The organism is Solibacillus sp. FSL R5-0449 (genome assembly GCF_037975215.1).
GTDB lineage: Bacteria > Bacillota > Bacilli > Bacillales_A > Planococcaceae > Solibacillus.
In genome coordinates, this window is record NZ_CP150239.1 from 590,502 (window position 1) to 613,421 (window position 22,920).

16 protein-coding genes are annotated in these 22,920 nt (G+C 33.1%); 15 read left to right on the forward strand and 1 reads right to left on the reverse strand.

The annotated features are described in order from the left end of the window. Positions 1-69 precede the first annotated feature (69 nt). From MKY27_RS02945 to MKY27_RS03015, 15 genes are all read left to right on the forward strand, one after another. Positions 70-387, forward strand: a complete 318-nt coding sequence (locus MKY27_RS02945; RefSeq protein WP_339197563.1) for a transposase — start codon at positions 70-72, stop codon at positions 385-387. Between the two features lie 201 nt (positions 388-588). Further along, positions 589-954 (forward strand): transposase, encoded by a 366-nt coding sequence (locus MKY27_RS02950; RefSeq protein WP_339199617.1) that lies wholly within the window; start codon positions 589-591, stop codon positions 952-954. A 231-nt stretch (positions 955-1,185) separates the two neighbouring features. Then, entirely contained in the window at positions 1,186-1,683 is a 498-nt protein-coding gene (locus MKY27_RS02955) for a CDC27 family protein (RefSeq protein WP_339197566.1), read from the forward strand. Between the two features lie 14 nt (positions 1,684-1,697). Continuing rightward, a complete protein-coding gene (locus tag MKY27_RS02960; protein WP_339197569.1) occupies positions 1,698-3,245 on the forward strand; it encodes an O-antigen ligase family protein in 1,548 nt (515 codons plus the stop codon). After that, the gene (locus MKY27_RS02965; RefSeq protein ID WP_339197572.1) at positions 3,245-4,168 is read left to right on the forward strand and encodes a Wzz/FepE/Etk N-terminal domain-containing protein; all 924 of its coding nucleotides are present in this window, start codon (positions 3,245-3,247) and stop codon (positions 4,166-4,168) included. Before MKY27_RS02960 ends, MKY27_RS02965 begins: the two co-directional genes overlap by 1 nt. 97 nt (positions 4,169-4,265) lie before the next feature. Beyond that, positions 4,266-5,486, forward strand: coding sequence for an O-antigen ligase family protein (locus MKY27_RS02970; RefSeq protein ID WP_339197575.1), 1,221 nt, complete (start codon positions 4,266-4,268; stop codon positions 5,484-5,486). Next, the gene (locus tag MKY27_RS02975) at positions 5,486-6,409 is read left to right on the forward strand and encodes a glycosyltransferase family 2 protein (RefSeq protein ID WP_339197578.1); all 924 of its coding nucleotides are present in this window, start codon (positions 5,486-5,488) and stop codon (positions 6,407-6,409) included. The genes MKY27_RS02970 and MKY27_RS02975 overlap by 1 nt, the downstream gene beginning before the upstream one ends. A gap of 14 nt (positions 6,410-6,423) precedes the next feature. Next, positions 6,424-7,647 carry an oligosaccharide flippase family protein gene (locus MKY27_RS02980; RefSeq protein WP_339197580.1) on the forward strand — a complete coding sequence of 408 codons (1,224 nt, stop codon included), beginning with the start codon at positions 6,424-6,426 and terminating at the stop codon, positions 7,645-7,647. 126 nt (positions 7,648-7,773) lie between these two features. Further along, complete coding sequence (locus MKY27_RS02985) at positions 7,774-8,871, forward strand: glycosyltransferase (RefSeq protein WP_339197582.1); 1,098 nt, start codon at positions 7,774-7,776, stop codon at positions 8,869-8,871. A 51-nt stretch (positions 8,872-8,922) separates the two neighbouring features. Beyond that, positions 8,923-10,155: a glycosyltransferase family 4 protein gene (locus MKY27_RS02990; RefSeq protein ID WP_339197585.1), complete on the forward strand. Its 1,233-nt coding sequence runs from the start codon at positions 8,923-8,925 to the stop codon at positions 10,153-10,155. 34 nt (positions 10,156-10,189) lie between these two features. Next, positions 10,190-11,530, forward strand: coding sequence for a sugar transferase (locus tag MKY27_RS02995; RefSeq protein WP_339197589.1), 1,341 nt, complete (start codon positions 10,190-10,192; stop codon positions 11,528-11,530). A gap of 121 nt (positions 11,531-11,651) precedes the next feature. Further along, entirely contained in the window at positions 11,652-12,641 is a 990-nt protein-coding gene (gene galE, locus MKY27_RS03000) for a UDP-glucose 4-epimerase GalE (protein ID WP_339197591.1), read from the forward strand. Between the two features lie 328 nt (positions 12,642-12,969). Beyond that, complete coding sequence (locus tag MKY27_RS03005; RefSeq protein WP_339197594.1) at positions 12,970-13,551, forward strand: hypothetical protein; 582 nt, start codon at positions 12,970-12,972, stop codon at positions 13,549-13,551. A 309-nt stretch (positions 13,552-13,860) separates the two neighbouring features. Next, positions 13,861-19,416, forward strand: a complete 5,556-nt coding sequence (locus MKY27_RS03010; protein WP_339197595.1) for a pectate lyase-like adhesive domain-containing protein — start codon at positions 13,861-13,863, stop codon at positions 19,414-19,416. A 446-nt stretch (positions 19,417-19,862) separates the two neighbouring features. Next, positions 19,863-21,863, forward strand: coding sequence for a S8 family serine peptidase (locus MKY27_RS03015; RefSeq protein ID WP_339197598.1), 2,001 nt, complete (start codon positions 19,863-19,865; stop codon positions 21,861-21,863). A 127-nt stretch (positions 21,864-21,990) separates the two neighbouring features. Here MKY27_RS03015 and MKY27_RS03020 read toward each other — a convergent pair whose 3' ends face one another. Then, complete coding sequence (locus tag MKY27_RS03020; RefSeq protein ID WP_339199619.1) at positions 21,991-22,881, reverse strand: sulfurtransferase; 891 nt, start codon at positions 22,879-22,881, stop codon at positions 21,991-21,993. Positions 22,882-22,920 lie beyond the last annotated feature (39 nt).

The following is a 22,920-nucleotide window of genomic DNA, read 5'->3' on the forward strand; positions in this document are numbered from 1 at the left end:
GTAAAAGTGAAAAGTCATATCAATTCCAGGGTAAATTATTGTGCCACCAAAACATTAGGAGGAATTATTATGACTCAACTTAATCTTAACCTAAATCTTGAAGAAATTGAAGCGGCGATACTCGGATCTGATATTGACAACATCATTAAATTTTCGGTTATTTTAATATTAAATCAATACATGGAACATGAACGTGACGCCTATCTTCAAGCAGAAGCCTATGAACGAAACGATACACGGGTAACACAGCGCAATTCTGTCGATGATGGAAATGGTTGTACAGGGCGTTTCCACACGTCGCGTGACAAAAATCGTAGAGGAACTCATTGGCCTAACGGTATCAGCATCTATTATTTCTACACTAACGAAGCGTTTGGATCTGCTTAATAAAGAGTGGGCCAGCCGTAAACTTGACCATTGTCATTTTGCGTTTTTATAAGTAGACGCCATGTATATCAAAGTGCGGGAAAAACGCAAAACAAGCCTGAACTGGTTATTTCGGATGCGAATGTAGGCTTGAAGAAAGCCACTTCCGAAAGCTTTTTAGGGACAGGCTGGAAACACTGCCACTTCCATTTCTAACGAAATATTTTTACAAAACTTCCGAAAAAAGATACCCGAGCTTTTCGTCGCAAAGTATCCGCGATTTTCCGGGAAGATACATTAAAAGGTGCCAAGTTAAAATACCAGGCTCTCCATGATGAATACAGCGAAGTGGATAAATACGAAAAAGCGATGGATGTATTGGAACAAGGTTTCGATGAAGTGACACAATATTATCAGTTTAAACCGGCGATTCACCGCTTTATCCGTACAACGTATCGAGTAGAAAATATCAATCAACAGATTAGACGGAGAGAAAAGGTGATTCGAATATTCCTGAATTATAACTCGGCAATCCATCTAATCGGCGAAGTATTAATGGATATTGATAACGTGTATGTAGAAGAATAAAAAAGTGAATAGTAAAGCGCGAAATATTGGAGATCTAGGAAAGGGCTAGCCCTTTCCTAGATCTCCAATACCAAATAACAAAGAGCACATACAAAAACCGGAAATACATTTTGGACATATATTGTTGTTTTCTCACAGTGGAAGAGAGAATATTGTGATTGTACGGATAGGGATATAAATTTAGTGTATAATAGAAACGTCATTTTAAATTAATATAAAGGATTGTGAAAAATGAGGCTAACAGAAAACATTAGAAGATATATATTATTAAGTATAGTAGCGTTTATAATCATTGGAGTTTTTACTGCGAAATATATTGGTAATAAGCAAGATGAGCAATTTATGTATGAAGAAATGTTATATAACCAAGCGAGTAATACATATCAAGAAGGTGATTTTAGTGAGGCTTTATTATATATTAATGAATTATTAAAGTTACAGCCTAGCTCAGAAGCAGTTAATTACCTAGGGGCACTAATTACAATGAATAATAGTGAATTTAAGCAAGCTTCTATTTTATTTCAAAAAACTTTGGATATAAATCCTTATAAAGTAGAAGATTCAATATTCCTAGCCCAGTACGGTGAAGTATTATTAAAATTAAAGCAATATGATGATGCAAAATCTGTTTTTGAAAAATCTTATGAATGGTCTTGGAAACTAGATAATTCACAAGAATTTCAAGAGTATTTAAAACAGAATTTAACTCAAATAGAAAAATATAGTTAGAAAGGGGAATTAATGTGACATTATTTTATGAAGAACTACATAAATCCAAATCTTTTGATGACGAGCAAGAAAATGAGCAAGCAAGAGCTAATATCGATAAATGGATTTTTAGAATATTATTGTTTTTAATTGGCTTTATGCCCTTACTAGTATTAGCGAACGGAGAAGAAGTAATTAGTTCTATAATTTCAAATATAGATGTGTTATCTTCAGGAGTAAAAGGAGAATTATTCACACATTATAAGGCATTATTACTTAGTTATGGAACGATTATTACAGGGGGATTATTTTTAGCTAAAATAGTTTTTATGAGAGGTACAATTCGTAAAACAAAGCTAAATTATATATTAAGTCTATTCTCTGTTGCCCTTATCTTGTCGACGATTACTTCTCCGAATGTAACAATTTCTTTAAATGGCCAATATAATCGATCAGATGGTGCAATTAGTTGGTTATGTTATTTAGTATTAATATTTGTAGCTATGAATATAGAATATCCTAAAAATGTTGTGCGTTATATTATGTATACAATGATGCCTTTTGTTTATGTTAACTTTTATATTATTACAATGAACTTTTATGGCAAAAATTTATTAGAACAGAATTGGCTTCAAAAGCTAGTTTCTATTACAATTCCTGCAGGAGCTTCTATTTCAGAGGGAGCAGTACTTGTCGGAACGCTTAATCAGTGGAATTATATGAGTGGTATGTTTGCGATAATGACAGTAATGTTTTTAGCATGGTCCATTACTTCAAAAATATGGGCTGATTCTATTATAGGCGCAGTTACTTCCATTGTTTCAATTTTAGTGATGTTTATGGCTATGTCAACTAGTGGTTTCTTAACTATAATAACTACTATTCCATTTTTCTTTTTAATACTATTTAAAATGAAGGAAAAGAAAAAAGCTATTATTAGTCTAATATTATTTTTGTCTGTTACTGCACCAATATTTCACGTGTTATCCATTAAAAATCCAATAATATGGTCAGAATCATTTGGCTATTTTTTAAATTCAAATCCATATGAATTACAAGAAATATCATCATTAATTTACAAAGAAAATACAGTCTATGCTTCCAATAGTACTGTTGAGTTACCGATATTGCCTGAGAGAGATGGGAGTGCAGGTTCTGGTCGTTTATATATATGGGAGAAGGGTTTAGGCTTAGTTCAAGATAGGGCTCTTTTAGGTTATGGAATGGATACTTTTATGTATCATTTCCCTCATTATAATATTGATGCAAGATCAGGGAACTGGAATGAAGAAATAATAGTGGACAAACCCCATAATACTTATTTAGGAGTTTTATATGGAGCAGGATTATTCGGGTTTTTACCATTTATTTTAATTGCAGGATTTACGTTAATCAAATTTATAAGGGTATTATTTAAAGGTAAAGAAAATTTAGTGGTGTTAGGTATTGGAGGAGGAGCGTATTTTATTCAAGCTCTATTCAATGATTCATTGCCAAGTACTACAGGAGTAATATTTATAATATTGGGGATTTTCTTTGGCGTGATATTAAAATTAAATGTTTCTGAAGGAGAGAAGGTATAGTGAGGGAATCGTTGGAACTGCGTGAGCTTATCGACATTATTTTTAAAGGCAAATGGATTATTGTTTTAACCATTATTATAGGTATTGTAATTGCATTTGTAATTAGTTGGTATTTTATGGAAGATAGATATGAGTCAAAGGCAGTAGTACAAGTAGCCAGTGGAACACAGGATACGGGGATTATGTCTAATTTTATAGCCACTGAATTTACACCCCTGGTATATATTCAAAGAATCCAAAATGAAACGAAAATGAACGAAGCGTTTAGTAAAAGTAATTTTGAAAGTTTTAATCAGGAAAATTTGTTAATAAAAAATGAACCAAATTCTAACTTAGTTGAATTAGTATATACTGGGTTAACACCCCAAGAAACACAACAAGGTTTACAGGTTCTAATTAATGAAACTAAATCTGATATGAATAATTCTGTTAAGAAAACTCTGGATGATTTGGAAGCTACTTATTTAAGTGAATCGGAAGTGCTATCAAGTGAAATTGAAAACTTAATGGTTACATATAACAACCTAATTAGTTCTAATGAACTGCCGGAGATTTTAATATTACAAACTATTTCAGATACACAATTTGTAATAGATTTAAATGAGCAACAGAGTGCAGCTTTAGCAAATATTGATGGCAATGTACAAAATCAGTTGTTACAAATAAAAGCTAAGATTGATGCAAAATCTGATGAATATAGAAGTGTATTGGCAAAATACCAATCTGTTAAAACAGGATTAGATAGTTTCAATCCTGATCCATTTATTCGAATTATTATTGAACCAACATATGCTGAAAACCCAACCAGTCCTAATAAACTTTTAAATTTAATAATCGGATTTTTATTAGCAATAATATTGGGAACTGCAATTGTATTATTCAGAGCATATTGGAAAAGAACAGGGAATATAAATACTATTTAAATTAAATCTTACATTATGCACAAAGCAGGAAATATAATGTAACCTGCTTTGTTTATTTATGACAGATAAATTCATTTGAATAAATTAGGAGTGTTATATGAAGAATCTTGGTAACTTTTTCTTTATATTTTCTTTATTTTTGGGGCCATATTTAGCTATAAAATCGCTTTATTTTAGTCATATTTTAATAGCATTATTTTTGGGGATAATGTTATTAAAAGTTGTTAAGTTAAAAAAAATAAATGTCCTTTATTATAAGAAATGGTATATAGTCCTTCCTTATTTTGGTGTGTTTTGGATGATAGCATCAATGCTATGGAGTGATTCCATAAGTTTTTCAATTGCATACTTCATTTATTATTTAATTGGATTATCAATTATATTTATCCTTGTTCATCATTTTTCATACAATGAGGAAATAAGTCTAATCGTAAAAAGTATTACAGTCACACTAATTATTGTAATTCCAATAGCATTTTTAGAAATGTTCACTAGTTTTAGGTTACCTTTAGCACCCTCACAATATACAGGATCTGATACAGAGCCTACTGTGTTTTGGGGTAATCCTAATAACTTTGCTACAGTGCTAAATCTAGTTTTACCATTTGTTTTATTTTCAAAAAATAAATTTAAATGGCTAGGCGCCATTATACTTTTTATAGTCATATACTATACAAATTCCCGATTAAATTTAATAGCCTTTTTAGGAATAGTTGGACTTTATTTCCTGATAGAAAATAAGAAGAAACTATTATATTTTGCTTTAAGTTTATGTGGAATAATAGTTTTTATGAGTATTCTTTCAGATTCATTTAAAGCTTTATTGCAAAAAGTTTATGTTAACTTTGTAGATATTTATGATGCCATATTAGAGTTTCTAGAGATGAATAATACAGCAAATTTTGATTCAATGGGAACAAGACAAAACTTATTAATCCACGGTATAGAAGGATTAATAGATTCTAATTTAATTGGTGTTGGAGCTGGTGCATCTCCCATGTTACACATGGGTTGGTTAGGTGAAACAGGTGCTATGCATAATTTTTGGATAGAAATACTAGTGGAGCAAGGTGCTGTGTTTTTTGTTCTATTTATGGTTTGGTACATGTATTTAATTATAAAAAACTATTATATATTTAAACAAAATAGCAGTGATTATAGAAATCGTTTTGCAGGAGCAATTTCTATTTCTTTAACAGGTTTTATAATAGGTGCTTTAAGTCCATCTAGTACCATCTATATGTTACCAATGTGGTTGTTTTTAGGATTGGCAATGATATCAATTTTCATTAATGAGGAGAACAAAGGAGAACAATAATGTTTTTGACAATTTGTATACCTACATATAATAGGGCACATACAATTATAAGAACCCTAGAAAGTTTAGTGAATCAAACTTGTAAGGATTTTGAAGTTTTAATTATTGACGATGGATCTTATGATGATACAGAGAACCAGGTTAATCACTACCTAGATAATTTAATCAATGTATATACTGATTTTAAATATATAAAGAAAGCAAATGGAGGTAAATATACCGCTATTAATTTAGGCTTAGATAATGCTGATGGGGAGTATTTTATGATTTTAGATTCTGATGATTGGTTGCCTAATAATAGTGTTGATATTTTGAGAAATTTAGCACTTGAAATAAAGAATGAGGGTAGCTATTCAGGTATTATTGGGAAGTGTTCAGATCCTAATGGGGAATTAATAGGTGATGTATTTCCGGATGAGTCACTTACCTATATAGAAATGCATTTTCCTGAAAAACGTAGATTTAATTTTAAAGATTGTTGTGAAATCAATCGTACAGATATTTTAAGAAGATTTAAATTTCCAGAATATAAAGATGTAAAATTCATCCCGGAAGCATATATGTTTGATCAAGTTGGATTAGAGTACAAACTATACTGTACCAATTCATTGCTAAAGATTGTTGAGTATCAAGAAGATGGGATTACGCTGAATAATCAGTTTAAACAAAATAATATAAAAGGCTATTTAATTAATTATCAATTACGTCTCAAAAAAATTATACCAAATTTAACTCATCGAAAGGTCTTTTATGAAACAATTGCTTGGTGGAGATTTTGGGATGCTTATAATCGAAGCGGAAGGCCTAAAGAATTGAGAGTCTCTAAATTAAGCTTAATAGGTAGATTAATTAGATTGGGAATGCCAATTTTAAATTTAATATATAGATTAACACAAAAAGAACTTTATAAAAGTGGGAGATAATAGTAGGGATAGCTATGTATAAAAAATTATGGGTTTTATTTAGTGGAACAATGTTAGCACAAATAATTCCGTTATTTACATTACCAATAATTACCCGTCTTTTCGGACCCGAAGAAATAGGTATATATTCTTTGTATTTAACCGTGGTTTCTATAGGGGTTATATTTACTACGATGCGATTTGAAATGGCAATACCTCTTGTAAGTCATAAGAAAATAAAACAAGTGCTAAAAAATATTATTTATATTAATTTTATAGCTGCTATTTTATTCGCATTTTTTTTAACTATATTCTTAAACAATATAAATTTGTTTAGTCATTACAACCCTTATAGTATAGGCATCTTAGCATTTATTTCTGTAAATTCAGTAGGTATTTATCAAGTTTTCTATCAGTATGGAATAAAGAATACAGAATTTAAAGTAGTGTCTACTAACAAAGTAACGAATCAAATAAATATAGCGATATTTTCCTTGATAATAGGTTATTTTTTAAATTCATATTTAATTTGGGCTGTTGTTATAGCTCAAATTCTTTGTATCATTACCTTAAAATTTAGATTAAAACTAGACTTTGTAGATACAGTTTTTTCCTTTAAGCAACTTAAAGAAACTATAATTGAATATAGAAAATTTCCTCTATTGCAATTGCCTATACAATTACTGAGTACTTTATCATCAAATTCAATATTATTAGCTACTTCATTTTTATTTACTTCTCAAGAATTGGGATTTTATAGTCTCACGGAAAGAATATTGAGGAGTCCTATAAGTATTTTAGGAAGTGGATCAGCAGATTTATTCAAGAATATGGCTACCAAAGAGATGGAATACAAAGGTAATTGCGCAAAATCATATAAAAAAATTCTGGTATTTAATTTTATAACGGGTATACCAATTTTTGTTGTATTGTATTTTATTATTGATTTAGTTATATATTATTTCTTTGGAGAAATATGGATGGAATCGGCGAGGTATTCAAAGATATTAATACCTAGTTTATTTGCTATGTATATCGTTTACCCTGTTAATTACTTGTTTATTTTATATGATTATCAAAATATAGAATTTTATATACAGGCAGTTCAGCTTTTAGCAATTGTTTTAGCGGTACTTTGGATTTTTAACAAAAATTTAAATATTACAGATTTATTAATAATATATGCTGTAATATCAACTTTAATTTCAATAGTAACAGGGGTATTAGGTTTTTTAATTATAAAACTTAGTAGAAGGTAGAATGTATATGCTAATAAGAAGTCATATCAATTCCTGGGTAAATGTATTGAGCTTCCGGCTGAGCACAAACAAAAATGCAAATGTATTTTACACAAAATTCTGCAATTGACTTAGGAGGTAATAAATTTGATATACATCTTAACTCAAAATTATCCGAGCGAGAAAGATAAATATGCTATGTCGTATGTACATAGTCGAAATTTAATATATCAAGAGCAAAAATTGGAATTTACTGTGGTGTCTATGGTAGCTGTTGAAAATTATTATTTTGAGGGGATTAAAGTAATAACAAAGAATAATTTTTTAGCTTTAATTAAAGCAGATAAATTAAGTATGAAGGATATAATTGTTTCTCATGCACCTAACTTAAAAAATCATATTACTTTAATAAATAAAATTTATTTTAAGGTTAAGAAGGTTATTGTATTTTTTCACGGTCATGAGGTCTTAAAAACTTCCGATTACTATCCGAAAAATTATAAATTTAATAAGGAAAGTTATGTTAAATTAATCCTTCGAGATTTGTATGACGAAGTAAAATTAAAAATAATGAAGCAATTTATTGAAAAATTAACCCGGGCAGATAAATTAACTATTATATGTGTTAGTAATTGGATGAAAAAGCACGCTTCTTTATGTTTGGGTATAGATTTTAAAAAGGTTGAGTATAAGATAATTAATAATAACGCTAATCAAGTCTTTGTAAATAGTCATTACCATTTAGATGATGAATCTTTGGCTGATTTTGTTACGGTTAGGCCCTTAGATGTTTCTAAGTATGCAATTGACCTTGTCGTAAAGTTTGCTATATCAAACCCTGAATTTAAATTCCATGTATATGGAAAAGGTGAGTATTTTAATTACAATAAATTGCCTAAAAATATGAAAGTGATTAATGAATTTATTAGTCAAAAGGATTTTCCTGCATTGTTGAATAAATACAGATGTTGCTTGATGCCTACAAGATTAGATGCCCAAGGCGTAATGGTTTGTGAAATGGCTACATATGGAATCCCCGTAATAACTTCCAAATTAGAAGTATGTGAAGAAATGTTAGGGGATTTTACAAATGTATATTTAGCAGAAGAAGATTTCTTTAGTAAAAATACAGATCGAGATTTTATTAATCAGCTCTCAAGCGTACATGACTCGTTCAACAAATTTAGTATTGAGAACACAGTGCTAAAAGAGGTGAATTTATTAAAAGATTTACAAAAAAAATAAGTTTAAATATAATTTAATTATTTTTAACAAAAGACAATTAAGAGGTATAACATGAAAATATTATTAGTTTATCAGTATTTCTTAGATAAAGATGAATCAGGATTATCAAGGTTTAACAAAATGATTGAACATTGGGAACGTGAGGGGCATGAAATTACTGTTATTGCTGGAAATGTAAATTATACGTCAGGTACAAAAAAGGAAAAGTATAAAGGGAAATTATACACAATGGAGCAGTATTCTGAAAAAACAACTTTATATAGAACTTATGTATCAGAGTCCTATAATAAATCATTGTTGGGAAGGTTATGGGGTTATTTTTCTTTCACATTTTCCTCTTCACTTATAGGTTTGTTAAAGTTAAAGAAGCACGATGTTGTAATTGTGAGTTCACCACCATTATTTGTTGGAATTACGGGAGTTCTTTTAAAATTTTTTAAGAGGATGCCATTAGTTTTTGAAGTTAGAGATATTTGGCCGGAATCAGCAATAGAATTAGGCCTTCTAAATAGTAAGCTATTAATAAAGCTTTCATATTTAGGAGAAAAGTTATTTTATAAATATGCAGATAAAATAAATGTTTTAACACCTGCTTTTAAAGATTTTTTAATTAATAAAAAGAGGGTCGATAAAAACAAAATAATATATATTCCCAATGGCGCCGATTTAGATGTTTTTTATCCGCAAAGCAATAACCAAAGATTAGAACAACTAAAGAAAGAATATAAGGGGAAATTTATTGTTTCTTATTTTGGATCACATAGTACTGCAAATAAATTAGAACAACTTTTAGATGTTGCAAAAGTATGTTCAAAAGATGAGAATATACATTTTTTGCTAATTGGCAATGGCAAAGAAAAAGAAAATTTAATAAAAAAAGCAAAAGAAGAAAAAATAAATAACGTTACATTTTTAGGGCAACAACCACGTGAAAAAATTAATGACTATTGTGCAATTTCCGCTATAGGAACAGCAATTTTACCTAAAATTGATATATTTAAAACTGTATATCCTAGTAAAGTTTTTGATTACCTTAGTGCTGGTAAACCTGTTGTTATTGGTGTGGATGGTGTTTCGCGAGAGCTTGTAGAAGGGAATAACTGTGGGATTTATGCGAATCCAGAAAATCCAAATGAATTTAGAGAAGCCATTTTAAAAATATTAGATAATAATAGTTTGCGTATCTCAATGGGAGAAAATGGACGTTTATTAATGGAAAAAGAATTTTCACGTCAATATTTATCATTAAAATATTTGGATGAGTTAATTAAATTAAAGAGGTAGTATTTACTATTTGTAGGAAATTGGAGGTTTTATTTTGGGTGATATAAGGAGTACCAGCACTCAAAAGTTTACGATTATTTTTGTAGATTTATTTTTGATGTTTATAGCATATATACTTGCGTTTAATTTTCGCTTTCAAGATATAAAAACAGAAAACTGGAGTGCGTTTTTGTCATTAGTACCATGGATTTTATTAATTACATTGTTTTTTATTATGATGTATGAGCTTTATACAGTAGATAGTAAAAGTAAATGGGATATCATTCGCAATGTCTTTGTAGCTTCAACATTAATGATGTTTTTAACAATGGCGGCATCATTTTTATTTCGGGAATTTGCTTTGCCACGGTCTGTTATTTTAATTGCTTATATAATAGGGAATTTCCTGCTTATCATTTGGAAATTTATTATTTATGCGTTTATCTCTAAAAAAATTCATACTGTACTTTTTATTGGTGAGTATGAAGAAAAAGAAAAAATAGCATATCAAATGGAATTTCAGTTTGGAAAAAATACAGATATTAACCATTTATCAGAGAGCGCCTCACTAGATACAATTTTATGGGAATTAGACGATATTGATTATGTGGTAATAGGGTCTAAAGTTGAGAATAATTTGAAATCACAAATTATATATGAAGCAATTAAAAATGGAAAAATAGTATATGTTATACCGGATTTTTATGATGCGTTATTATCACAATCTATTATTACAACAATTGATGATACGATGGTAATGGGTGTAAAACCATTTGGCTTGTCAATTTCTCAGACTATAATAAAAAGAGGATACGATATAGTAATTTCTTCTATAGCTTTAATAAGTCTATCTGTATTTTTTTTAATTGTAGTTATCATTATGAAAATTAAAGAACCCAAGGGAAGTATATTTTATAAACAAGCTCGTTTAGGGCAAAATAATAAAGAGTTTACGATTTATAAATTTAGATCAATGGTTGAAGGCGCTGAAAAGTTAACAGGTCCTGTATTAGCAGGTCAAAATGACCCACGAATTACAAAGTTTGGCCATTTCATTAGAAGGACTCGAATAGATGAGTTGCCTCAATTCTTAAATGTTTTAAAAGGTGATATGTCGATTGTAGGTCCACGCCCGGAGAGGGAATTTTTTATCAAACAGTTTGAAAAGGAGCATAATTCATATACATACCGAAGTACTGTAAAACCAGGTATTACAGGTTATGCACAAATCATGGGTAAATATACTACGACTGTTGAAGATAAGTTACGATTTGATTTATTCTATATTCGTAATTATTCTTTTATACTAGATTTGATTATTCAGTTTAGAACAATAATTGTAATGTTAGATAAAACTAAATCAGAGGGGAATAAAAATAAGAAAGAAACTTTTTAGAAAGAACAACTGCACTATATAAAGAAATAATTATAATTGGCAAATTAAACTTATATAATCAAAATGAGACTGAAACATATAAAAAGGGTAGGACTGAATAATTAAAGGAGTATAATTTCTTATGACTATTTTGGTAACTGGAGGGCTTGGTTTTATAGGCTCTCATACAGTAGTAGCGTTAATAGAAGAAGGGTTTAAAGTAGTAATCGCAGATAATTTAAGTAATAGCAGTCTAGAAGTGTTATCTTCTTTAGAAGATATTACGAAAGAAAATATACCTTTTCATGAAATAGATATTGCTGACGAGAAAGTAGTTATTAGTTTATTTGAAGAATATGACTTTAATGGAGTAATACATTTTGCTGGCTATAAGGCAGTTGGTGAATCAGTTTCAGAACCAATAAAATATTATAGGAATAATTTATTAACTACACTTACTTTAGCTGATGTATGTAAGAAATATGGTGTAACAAAATTCATTTTTAGTTCATCTGCTACTGTTTATGGAGATAATAATGTACCATTTGATGAAACGATGCAATTGCTTCCAACGACTAATCCATACGGAGAAACTAAGGCCATCTGTGAACGTATTTTAACAGATTTAGCGAATGCAAATACAGATTTTGAAGTAGCTTTATTGCGTTATTTTAATCCAATTGGAGCTCACCCAAGTGCTGTAATTGGAGAATTGCCGAAGGGGATTCCAAATAATTTAATGCCTTATATAACACAAGTAGCAAAAGGAAATTTAAAAGAACTTCAGATATTTGGTGATGATTACCCAACCCAAGATGGCACGGGAGTTCGGGATTATATTCATGTAATGGACTTAGCTGAAGGTCATGTTGCTGCTTTGAAAAATATAACTACTGGGGTTCATATATATAACTTAGGGACAGGGCAAGGAACTAGTGTGCTAGAAATTGTAAAAACTTTTGAATCTGTGAATAATATAAAAATTCCTTATAAAATAGTAGACCGTCGATCAGGGGATATTGCTTTTAGTTATGCAGATGTGTCAAAAGCTAAAAAAGAGTTAAATTGGTCAGCGAAAAGAAATTTAGAAAATATGTGTAGAGACTCATGGAATTTTATACAAGCTTTATAATTGAATTAGGGAATATCTTCTTCTGAAAAAGTTGTAACCGTCAAGTAGAATAGGTTCTTACACACTTTTGGTGATTAAATACGAATATATGTATATTTTTAAAACAATTATCTCAAAATATTATCAGAAGCGGTATTGCATTCGTTTTTCAAGTAAAGCTGGTTTGCTCGGTAAACCCTTAATATAAAAGTAAACGTCAAATAGCGCCCACCTGTTTTTCCAGGGGGGGCATGTTATGCTATATATTAGTTCGTTTAGGTAAGGGGCAGTTGGACGGGGAATATCAATTCTGCGTATATCAATACTATGGCATTAACACTATCTGGACGTGTTCTTAGGGAATGCGACAGCTTCAGCACATATTTTCGAAGTACCAGAAGGAGAAGGGACAGAGATTTACTGGAACGTATTTGATTTAGTTGTAACGAATAATGGTGAAAAAGTTGAAGTGCGTCCAGTTAATACCTTATCGGAGCCTCGAGAGCCGTACGTTGAAAATGAAGATCCGGATGAAAACATGGATGAACCAGTTGGAGAAAATGAAAATCCAGATGAAAACACAGATAATACAGACGAAGGTACTGGGTCACCAGAAACTACTACAAATGATACTGCAGGTGTAATCACAACTACTGCGGATACTATGAATATTGCATTTACGAACACAGAAATTACGCAATTGACGACAATTGATTCAATAGAATTAATTTCTGGTACAACTGCAGATACTGTAACTGTTACAAGTGAAGACAGGATAGCTGTAACAACTTCTCCAGATGGAAAATTGAGTATCACATTCAATAAAACAAGATTTACAGATTTAGTTGAAACAGACATTATAAAAGTAACTATCCGTTTCCGTGATGTAAATGGTGAAGTAAAAGAGCTTGAAGTAAATATTAATCAATAAAAATGGAAACTGCGTGAACCTAGATTTTAGGTTCACGCAGTTTTTTACTTATAACAGGAAAAGTTATAAAATCCAAAATAATTTAATTTGAGAAATAACTCTTTTGAAATTTATAAAATAGAAAGTAAAAGTAGTTCAATTTACATTTTAGATTTATTTATCGGTTAATTATAGTGAAAATTATCCTAACAAAAATAAATAAAAATCCAATAACATAGAAAATTGGTAAATAATAGGGTACAATGGATTATATTCACCATTGGTGGAAATTTACTATTATTTTAGGAAATTGGAGGTATTTATTTAGGTATGAATAAAAGACAAAAATCGAAGTTCATAAAAGCTACAACAGCAGCAGCGGTTGCAGCTTCAGTTGTAGCAGTTGCCGCACCAATCGCACCTGAAGCAAGTTCATTCAAAGATGTATCTTCATCAAACCAATTTTTTGATGCAATTAAGAGTTTAAGTGATCGTGGCATCATTAATGGTTATCAAGATGGTACATTTAAACCAGGACAAAACTTGACGCGTGGTCAAGCAGCAAAAATTATTGCTGGTGTACTAGGTTTAGATACAACTAATGTAGTTAATCCCAACTTCAAAGATATCCCAAGTAATCATCAATACTACGGAGCAATTGCTGCGTTAAAACAAGCAGGTATTATTGATGGTTATGAAGATGGTACTTTCCGCCAAGGAGCAAATATCCAACGTAATCACGTAGCGAAGATTATTGCCAATGCATTAAATTTAAAATCTACTAATGTTGATGCATTACCATTTACAGACGTACGTGAAGATTATAAAGAAGCAATTGCTGCTCTATATGAAAATAAAGTAACAACAGGAAAAACAGCTACTAAATTTGATGGTGCTTCTAATGTAACACGTGGTCAAATGGCAGCATTTATTACACGTGCAGAAGCTGTAGTTTCATCAACTCCTGAAACACCTCAAACTGTAACTTTCAAACTGGATGATTACACAACAGCCAGTCTTGTTGTGAATGGAACAACTTATTCATACGATAATTCTGTGAAATCAATATTTACAGAGGATAATAAAGAAGCATTAAATGACGCTTCCATTGTCGCTACAGTTACAAATGGTGTTATTACAAGTATTGATTCTCTAATACTGAATAATGCGGGTACAGTAGATAAGGCAGTAGTTTTCAAGTCTGATGCAATAATTAATGCACTAACGATTAATGCTGATTATGTATTCGTTTCTGGATTGACAGTAACAGGTAACGCAACCGTAACAACAAATGTTGAAAATTCAGTCGAGTTAGATGGCACTACAGTTAAAGGAGATTTAATCATAGATGACGCAATTTTCGGTAAAATTGCCTCGTTAGATAATAAGTTTGCCAACGAAGAGAAAAAAGGACCGAATGTAAAATTAAGAAATTTTAAAGCCGGAAAAGTTCATGTAAAGCGTAACGATATTGCTATTGAATCGGATTCCGTAATTACTGAAATTACAGTAGCTGCTTCAGTTTCAATAATCAATGTCGATGGAACAGTTTCAAAAGTTACGATTGAATCGACAGCGAAACTGGAATTGACAGGTAATGCTAATATCGCACAGCTATTATTAACAACTGCGGCAGAACTTGCCTTAAAAATTTCAGGGACAGTAGAGGCTTTGGCAGTTTCAAATCCAGCTGCACAAATAACAGTTGGTACAAATTTGAAAATAAATGAATTGACTGTCCCATCTGGCTCAACAGCTGCAGGAATTGTTTCAAACTTTGCGGCAATAGCGTCACAAATTGTGAATGTCATTGTTGGGACAGCGCCGAATGCAGGTGCACCTAGTACAGGTGGAGGAGGAGGCGGTGGTGCTGGTGGTGGTGCTGGTGGAAATGTACAAACACCAACACCAGGTGCGGACGCATTAGCGGCAGCGAAGTTCGCGGCATCAAAGCTAATAGCAACGGACTACACTCCATCCTCATACCGTGCAGTAACAAATGCAGTGGCAGCAGCAGGTTTAGCAACAACAGATGTTGAAAAATTAGCGGCGGCAAAAGCAATTACTGATGCGATTGCAGCGCTAGTAGCGATAACTGAATCTACAATTGTACAAAGTGCTACTGTAAGTACAAATGATGCAACAGAAGATAGCAAAGGGGAATGGACTTTTGTTATTACTCCGACTACGGCTTTAGTTGAAGGAGACCAACTTATTATTTCATCAAAAGATTTTGATTTAAGCCAATTAGCTAACAGCGATATCAGCGCTAATACTGCAGATACAGAAAGCGTTAAATCTAGAATTCATATTCAAAACAGTACTATCTCAGGTCACCATGATCTTGTAATTTATTTAAATACGGCAATTGATGCGGGAGAGGCTATCACGGTTACTATTGTTGATGAAAAAATCACTAATCCTAAAGCAGGATTATATGAAAAGGCATTTGTTATAGCGACTTCAAAGGATGTAAAAGCCAAATACGTACCAGTTACCATTTCGAAAAGTGAAATTTTGGAAACTTACCCAGTGACATTTACGAGTGCGGATGGGGCGACAATCGTAGTAAGAGATAGTGCAGGCAACAAAGTTACTGATTTAACAAAAGTAGCTAATGGTATCTATAGTTATACAGTAACAAAAGAAGGTTACAAAACAATAGAAGGAACATTTACTGTAGAAGGTGCAGCTAAAGAAGTAGTAATTACATTAGAGGCTGACATAGTTCCAGTAGCAACATACCCAGTAACATTTACAAGTGCGGACGGGGCAACAATTGTAGTAAGGGATAGTGCAGGCAACGAAGTTACTGATTTATCAAAACTAGCTAATGGTATCTATAGTTATACAGTAACAAAAGCAGGTTACAAAACAGTAGAAGGAACATTTACTGTAGAGGGTGCCGCGAAAGAAGTAATAATTACATTAGAGGCTGAAGAAAATGGACAAACAGCATCTACACCAATATTAATTGGAGATTCTACAATTACATCAGGTGATACAATAAAATTATCTGTAACAACAGGAGATACAGTTTATTATACTTTAGATGGGTCAACTCCAACAACAAGTTCAGATTCTGTGACAGTGACAAATGGTGAAGCAATTATTCCTGTAACAGGAGACGGCCTTGTAAAATTAAAAGCCTTTGCGGTTATTAATGGTGGAACAAATAGTAGTGTTGCAGTTATTCCGTTAGAAGTGAAAAATGTAACAACAACTGCAAATGTAAAAAATCTTGACGAATTAAAATTAGCGTTAGCGAATGAAGAGATTACAACAATCAACATTACAGAAGATATTTTGGATATCACAGAAGCGCTACATGTAAACCGCAAGGTAACAATCAACGGTGAAGGAAAGACGTTGTCTTTCACAACAGCCCTTAATACATTAGCAAATGGAAAAAGACAAGGGGTTTTAGTAACAGCAGATGATATAGTACTGAATGGCTTGACAGTAAAAATGGCAGGTGAACTGGGATGGCAGGGCGTTTACGGAATCCAGGTTTATGACGCAACTAACGTGACGCTTAATAATGTAACGACAGTAGGAGCAGATGGCGGTATTTTAGTAAACGGATCTGCAGTAGAGTTAACAGGAACAACAACAGTTAGTGGAAATGAATTTGGTGGAATTGAAGTATCTAAAGGTACTGCAACAGGCCTCTCAAACACAATACTAACAGTAACTGGGACTGTAACAAACGATACTGAAAGCTACGGTCAACCAACAGTTTGGGTGGTAACTGGTCAAGGAACGGTGACGGGAGTAGGGGGATGGAAAACCAATACAACAATCAAGCCCGATCAAACACAGTATTACCAAGTATCTGAAAATGCGGATGCCCCAGTAGCAACAACTGCAAATGTAAAAAATCTTGACGAATTAAAATTAGCATTAGCGAATGAAGAGATTACAACAATCAACATTACAGAAGATATTTTGGATATCACAGAAGCGCTACATGCAGACCGCAAGGTAACAATCAACGGTGAGGGAAAGACGTTGTCTTTCACAACAGCCCTTAATACATTAGCAAATGGAAAAAGACAAGGGGTTTTAGTAACAGCAGATGATGTAGTACTGAATGGCTTGGCAGTAAAAATGGCAGGTGAATTGGGATGGCAGGGCGTTTACGGAATCCAGGTTTATGACGCAACTAACGTGACGCTTAATAATGTAACGACAGTAGGAGCAGATGGCGGTATTTTAGTAAACGGATCTGCAGTAGAGTTAACAGGAACAACAACAGTTAGTGGAAATGAATTTGGTGGAATTGAAGTATCTAAAGGTACTGCAACAGGCCTCTCAAACACAATACTAACAGTAACTGGGACTGTAACAAACGATACTGAAAGCTACGGTCAACCAACAGTTTGGGTGGTAACTGGTCAAGGAACGGTGACGGGAGTAGGGGGATGGAAAACCAATACAACAATCAAGCCCGATCAAACACAGTATTACCAAGTATCTGAAAATGCGGATGCCCCAGTAGCAACAACTGCAAATGTAAAAAATCTTGACGAATTAAAATTAGCATTAGCGAATGAAGAGATTACAACAATCAACATTACAGAAGATATTTTGGATATCACAGAAGCGCTACATGCAGACCGCAAGGTAACAATCAACGGTGAGGGAAAGACGTTGTCTTTCACAACAGCCCTTAATACATTAGCAAATGGAAAAAGACAAGGGGTTTTAGTAACAGCAGATGATGTAGTACTGAATGGCTTGGCAGTAAAAATGGCAGGTGAATTGGGATGGCAGGGCGTTTACGGAATCCAGGTTTATGACGCAACTAACGTGACGCTTAATAATGTAACGACAGTAGGAGCAGATGGCGGTATTTTAGTAAACGGATCTGCAGTAGAGTTAACAGGAACAACAACAGTTAGTGGAAATGAATTTGGTGGAATTGAAGTATCTAAAGGTACTGCAACAGGCCTCTCAAACACAATACTAACAGTAACTGGGACTGTAACAAACGATACTGAAAGCTACGGTCAACCAACAGTTTGGGTGGTAACTGGTCAAGGAACGGTGACGGGAGTAGGGGGATGGAAAACCAATACAACAATCAAGCCCGATCAAACACAGTATTACCAAGTATCTGAAAATGCGGATGCCCCAGTAGCAACAACTGCAAATGTAAAAAATCTTGACGAATTAAAATTAGCATTAGCGAATGAAGAGATTACAACAATCAACATTACAGAAGATATTTTGGATATCACAGAAGCGCTACATGTAAACCGCAAGGTAACAATCAATGGTGAGGGAAAGACGTTGTCTTTCACAACAGCCCTTAATACATTAGCAAATGGAAAAAGACAAGGGGTTTTAGTAACAGCAGATGATGTAGTACTGAATGGCTTAACAGTAAAAATGGCAGGTGAACTGGGATGGCAGGGCGTTTACGGAATCCAGGTTTATGACGCAACTAACGTGACGCTTAATAATGTAACGACAGTAGGAGCAGATGGCGGTATTTTAGTAAACGGATCTGCAGTAGAGTTAACAGGAACAACAACAGTTAGTGAAAATGAATTTGGTGGAATTGAAGTATCTAAAGGTACTGCAACAGGCCTCTCAAACTCAATACTAACAGTAACTGGGACTGTAACAAACGATACTGAAAGCTACGGTCAACCAACAGTTTGGGTGGTAACTGGTCAAGGAACGGTGACGGGAGTAGGGGGATGGACAACCAATACAACAATCAAGCCCGATCAAACACAATATTACCAAGCAGCTGAAAATGTGGATGCCCCATTAGTAACCAAATTAGTAGAGGAAGAAAGTGAAGTACAAGTTGCAACTAATTTAATTATGGGGATAAATTTTATAATTCAGAATGGTCTTGTTAAATTTATTTAGTAGTTAATATTTAATTTATTAGTAGGATATCGAATTATTTTGGGGTGACTCTCTTTTCCATTCTCTAAAACAGTCATTATCCTATATATTATTCTATTCATAGAATAGTTATTCTAGTTTGCCTAGCTCTAATCCTTTTGAAGGATTAGGGCTATTTTTAATTGGTCAGGCATTCCCAAGATGGGTAGTGAAAAGTTTCTAAATGCATGGCAATTGGAGTGATTAATGAGAGATGATTAAATTAATGATGATAGTGAAATTAAAGATGTAAGAAAAAATTTTATATATTTTATTAACCATATGAAGTTTTTTATATTCATGAAAGAGAGACGTAATATGTGCTTTATGAAATGGAACGTATTTAAACTAAAAAATAATATTATAGTAGTACTAAACTCTCTAAGAGATATGATATGTTATATATAAAGTAGAATTGAGGTAGAAATGTGAGAAAAATAATGTTCTTACTGATGTTATTTGCATGGAGTTTTATAATAAGTCCAACACCTATAGCAGAAGCATCGTCAACAGAATTTCAAAAAAGCGTTATTGTAAAATACCCAACAGAAACCAGCAAACAAATAATCATTCAAAATGCTGATGCTGTCATAGAAGAGTTTGAACATTTACCAATGGTGGCTGTAAAAATTTCAAATGAACGGTTAAAAAATCTTAAAAGCGAAGGGCATATCGAGTTTTACGAAGAAAACCAACAATTCACCCTGCAAAATCAATTTAAAGTTGCGAATTTGTCTTCCGCTGAATTAGAGCGCTGGAATTTGAAGGCAATGGATGTGCAAAATGGCTGGAGTCATGGCTATACAGGTAAAGGGGTTAAAATAGCCATTATTGATTCGGGGGTAGCTAACCATTCGGACCTGACGATTGCGGGTGGCAAATCATTTGTCGGGGAAAGTTATGATGATGACCATGGCCATGGAACCCATGTTGCAGGAATTATTGCAGGAAAGCATAATGGAGTTGGTGTAGCAGGAGTTGCACCAAATGCTGATGTTTATGCAGTAAAGGCGATAAAGAGTGATGGGGTTGGTGATGTTCGAGTTGTGTTACAGGCAATCGACTGGGCGATCGATAATCATATGGATATCATTAATTTGAGCTTTGGAGATTTGGAATATGCGAAATCCTTGCATGAAGGGATTAAAAAGGCATCTGAACATGGTTTACTGATTGTTGCAGCGAGTGGCAATGAAGGAAATGATAACGGAACGGGAAATACGATTAATTACCCGGCACGGCATGAGGAAGTAATATCAGTTACCTCAATTAATCGTTATTTCAAACGTTCTTCATTTAGCGGAACGGGTGATACGAATGATTTTGCAGCACCGGGAGAAGAAATTTACAGTACATATTTAAACGGACAATATGCTACATACAATGGTACTTCGATGGCGACACCACATATAACGGGAATGTTAGCATTGTTGATGGAACAATATCCATATGCAACCCCTACTGAATTGCGCGAAGGTTTGCGTTATATTGCAGAAGACTTAGGCGATGTGGGTTTGGATGCTTTATACGGGTATGGGCTGCCTAAATACAGACTTCCGAATTTTCAAGTTGTAGAGGGATTTTTGAATAGTGGATTATCTGCTGAAGCTTTGAATAAAAAAATTGATTCAATGCCTGACTCGATTGAAAAACTAGCTTTAAAAAATGAACAAAATAAAGCAGAGCAAACGGTTATTAAAGAAATCGATCAATTATTAGGTACCCTTGAAAAAGAACCTACTGAACAACTTTGGAATGAATTACAAGCACTATTAGCAAAACTGGTTGCTGCTGATGTAAAAGAACAAAAGCAAAAAGAAGCAGATGCTGTTATTGAGAGACTACTTGAACCTGCAACAAATGCAGTAAGAACCTTTACTAAAAATAAAACAGTCTATAACTATAAAAAGGCAGAGGTAGAATTAAATAAATTACCTTCATTAAATAAGAAGAAGGATCTAGAAGAAACGCTAAATGTGGCACTAAAAGAGTTTGCGAAAAATGCAATTGACAGTTTAGCACAATTTGAAAAGAACCCTACCAAAAATCAATATAGTTATACGAACTTTTCCATTAATAGCTTACCAGATTCCAAAATTAAAACTGAGCTACTCGAAAAGTTAGCAAAGCAAGTACAAACTGCTGTAAAAACAGCAAAGACGAATATTGCAGCATATGAAAAAGTCCAAACACTGAAAAATTACAATAAAGCAGTAAAGGCTATTCAATCTGTATTTGATGAAAAACAGCGTGAACTGCTGGAAAAAAGAATTCAGAAAACGGTCAACAATAATACAGCTAAAGCGAAAACACGTGTAGCCAATTATGAAAAGAAAAAAACAAAAGCTAACCGGAACTTAGCGATGAAATTAGTACAAGAACTGCCAAACGGAAAAGAAAAACAACAGTTATTGAAAAGACTAAAATAAAGCTTTCATTCACTTAAATAGAGTAATCTAAACTTAAAGCCCCAATTGTGCATTTCTGGTATATAGAACCAGCTATTTTGTACAAAAGGGGCTATTTTTATTAATAAATATTATAAATACGCATTACTTATCCAGTCACCAACGGACAACTCTCATCCGCCGCCCACTCATTCAACGACCCATCATAAACTGCCACATTTTCCTGGCCTAATTTATTCAGCAATAATGCATTCCAAGTTGCAGCAATTCCGCCACCGCAATAAGTAATCACTTTTTTAGAAGGATCAAGCGCCCCTAATTTTTCAAACGTAGCGCGTAATGTAGCATCATCGTTCAGTAAACGTGTTTCCGGATTTGAATGAGATCCGAAAAAGGCATGCTTGCTTCCTGGAATATGACCAGGGCGCGGGTATGTTGTTGTTTCACCTCGGAAGTCTGCCTCTGACAAACTGTTGATCAATACAGTATTTTCATCCCCTAAAGCTGCTTTTACCTCTTCTTTTGATACGATCAGATGCTCACGGCGTTCTCCTGGAAATGGCGCAGGTTCATAGTTGGAGATTCCTGATTCAGTTGGACGACCATCCAGCTTCCACTTGCGGAATCCGCCATCGAGTACAGCTACATTATCAAAACCTTCATACTTTAACTGCCAGCGTAAACGTGCTGACCAGTCGGATGCTAAAATATCAACATTTACTAAAGGGCCGCGGTCATAAATAACTACATAAGTTTCTTCGGTAATTCCTAAAGGTTCCACAGCTCTTAGAAATTGCTCTCTTGTTGCAATTGTAAATGGTGCCTTTCCTTCAGGGTTAGTGAAATCCTTCAGTAAATCAGCATAAGCGGCTCCTGGAATATGTTCTTCTTTATAAGCCTCAAAGCCGGACCAAAGTTCTGGAAACCCTTCACCTTCAGGAATTTTTAAGAATGTTGATGCATCGATTAAGCGTAAGTTCGGGTCATCTAGTCGTGCCTGTAACCAGTCACCATCCACTAAATATGGAATATTTCTCATCATTATCAAGCTCCTTTGCGCCTATTAAAACTGAATTGT

Bases quoted from the DNA above. Each gene is read 5' to 3' on its own strand.
- MKY27_RS02945 (WP_339197563.1), top strand. From the start codon at position 70: ATGACTCAACTTAATCTTAACCTAAATCTTGAAGAAATTGAAGCGGCG.
- MKY27_RS02955 (WP_339197566.1), top strand. From the start codon at position 1,186: ATGAGGCTAACAGAAAACATTAGAAGATATATATTATTAAGTATAGTA.
- MKY27_RS02970 (WP_339197575.1), top strand. From the start codon at position 4,266: ATGAAGAATCTTGGTAACTTTTTCTTTATATTTTCTTTATTTTTGGGG.
- MKY27_RS02975 (WP_339197578.1), top strand. From the start codon at position 5,486: ATGTTTTTGACAATTTGTATACCTACATATAATAGGGCACATACAATT.
- MKY27_RS02980 (WP_339197580.1), top strand. From the start codon at position 6,424: ATGTATAAAAAATTATGGGTTTTATTTAGTGGAACAATGTTAGCACAA.
- MKY27_RS02990 (WP_339197585.1), top strand. From the start codon at position 8,923: ATGAAAATATTATTAGTTTATCAGTATTTCTTAGATAAAGATGAATCA.
- galE (WP_339197591.1), top strand. From the start codon at position 11,652: ATGACTATTTTGGTAACTGGAGGGCTTGGTTTTATAGGCTCTCATACA.
- MKY27_RS03010 (WP_339197595.1), top strand. From the start codon at position 13,861: ATGAATAAAAGACAAAAATCGAAGTTCATAAAAGCTACAACAGCAGCA.
- MKY27_RS03020 (WP_339199619.1), bottom strand. From the start codon at position 22,881: ATGAGAAATATTCCATATTTAGTGGATGGTGACTGGTTACAGGCACGA.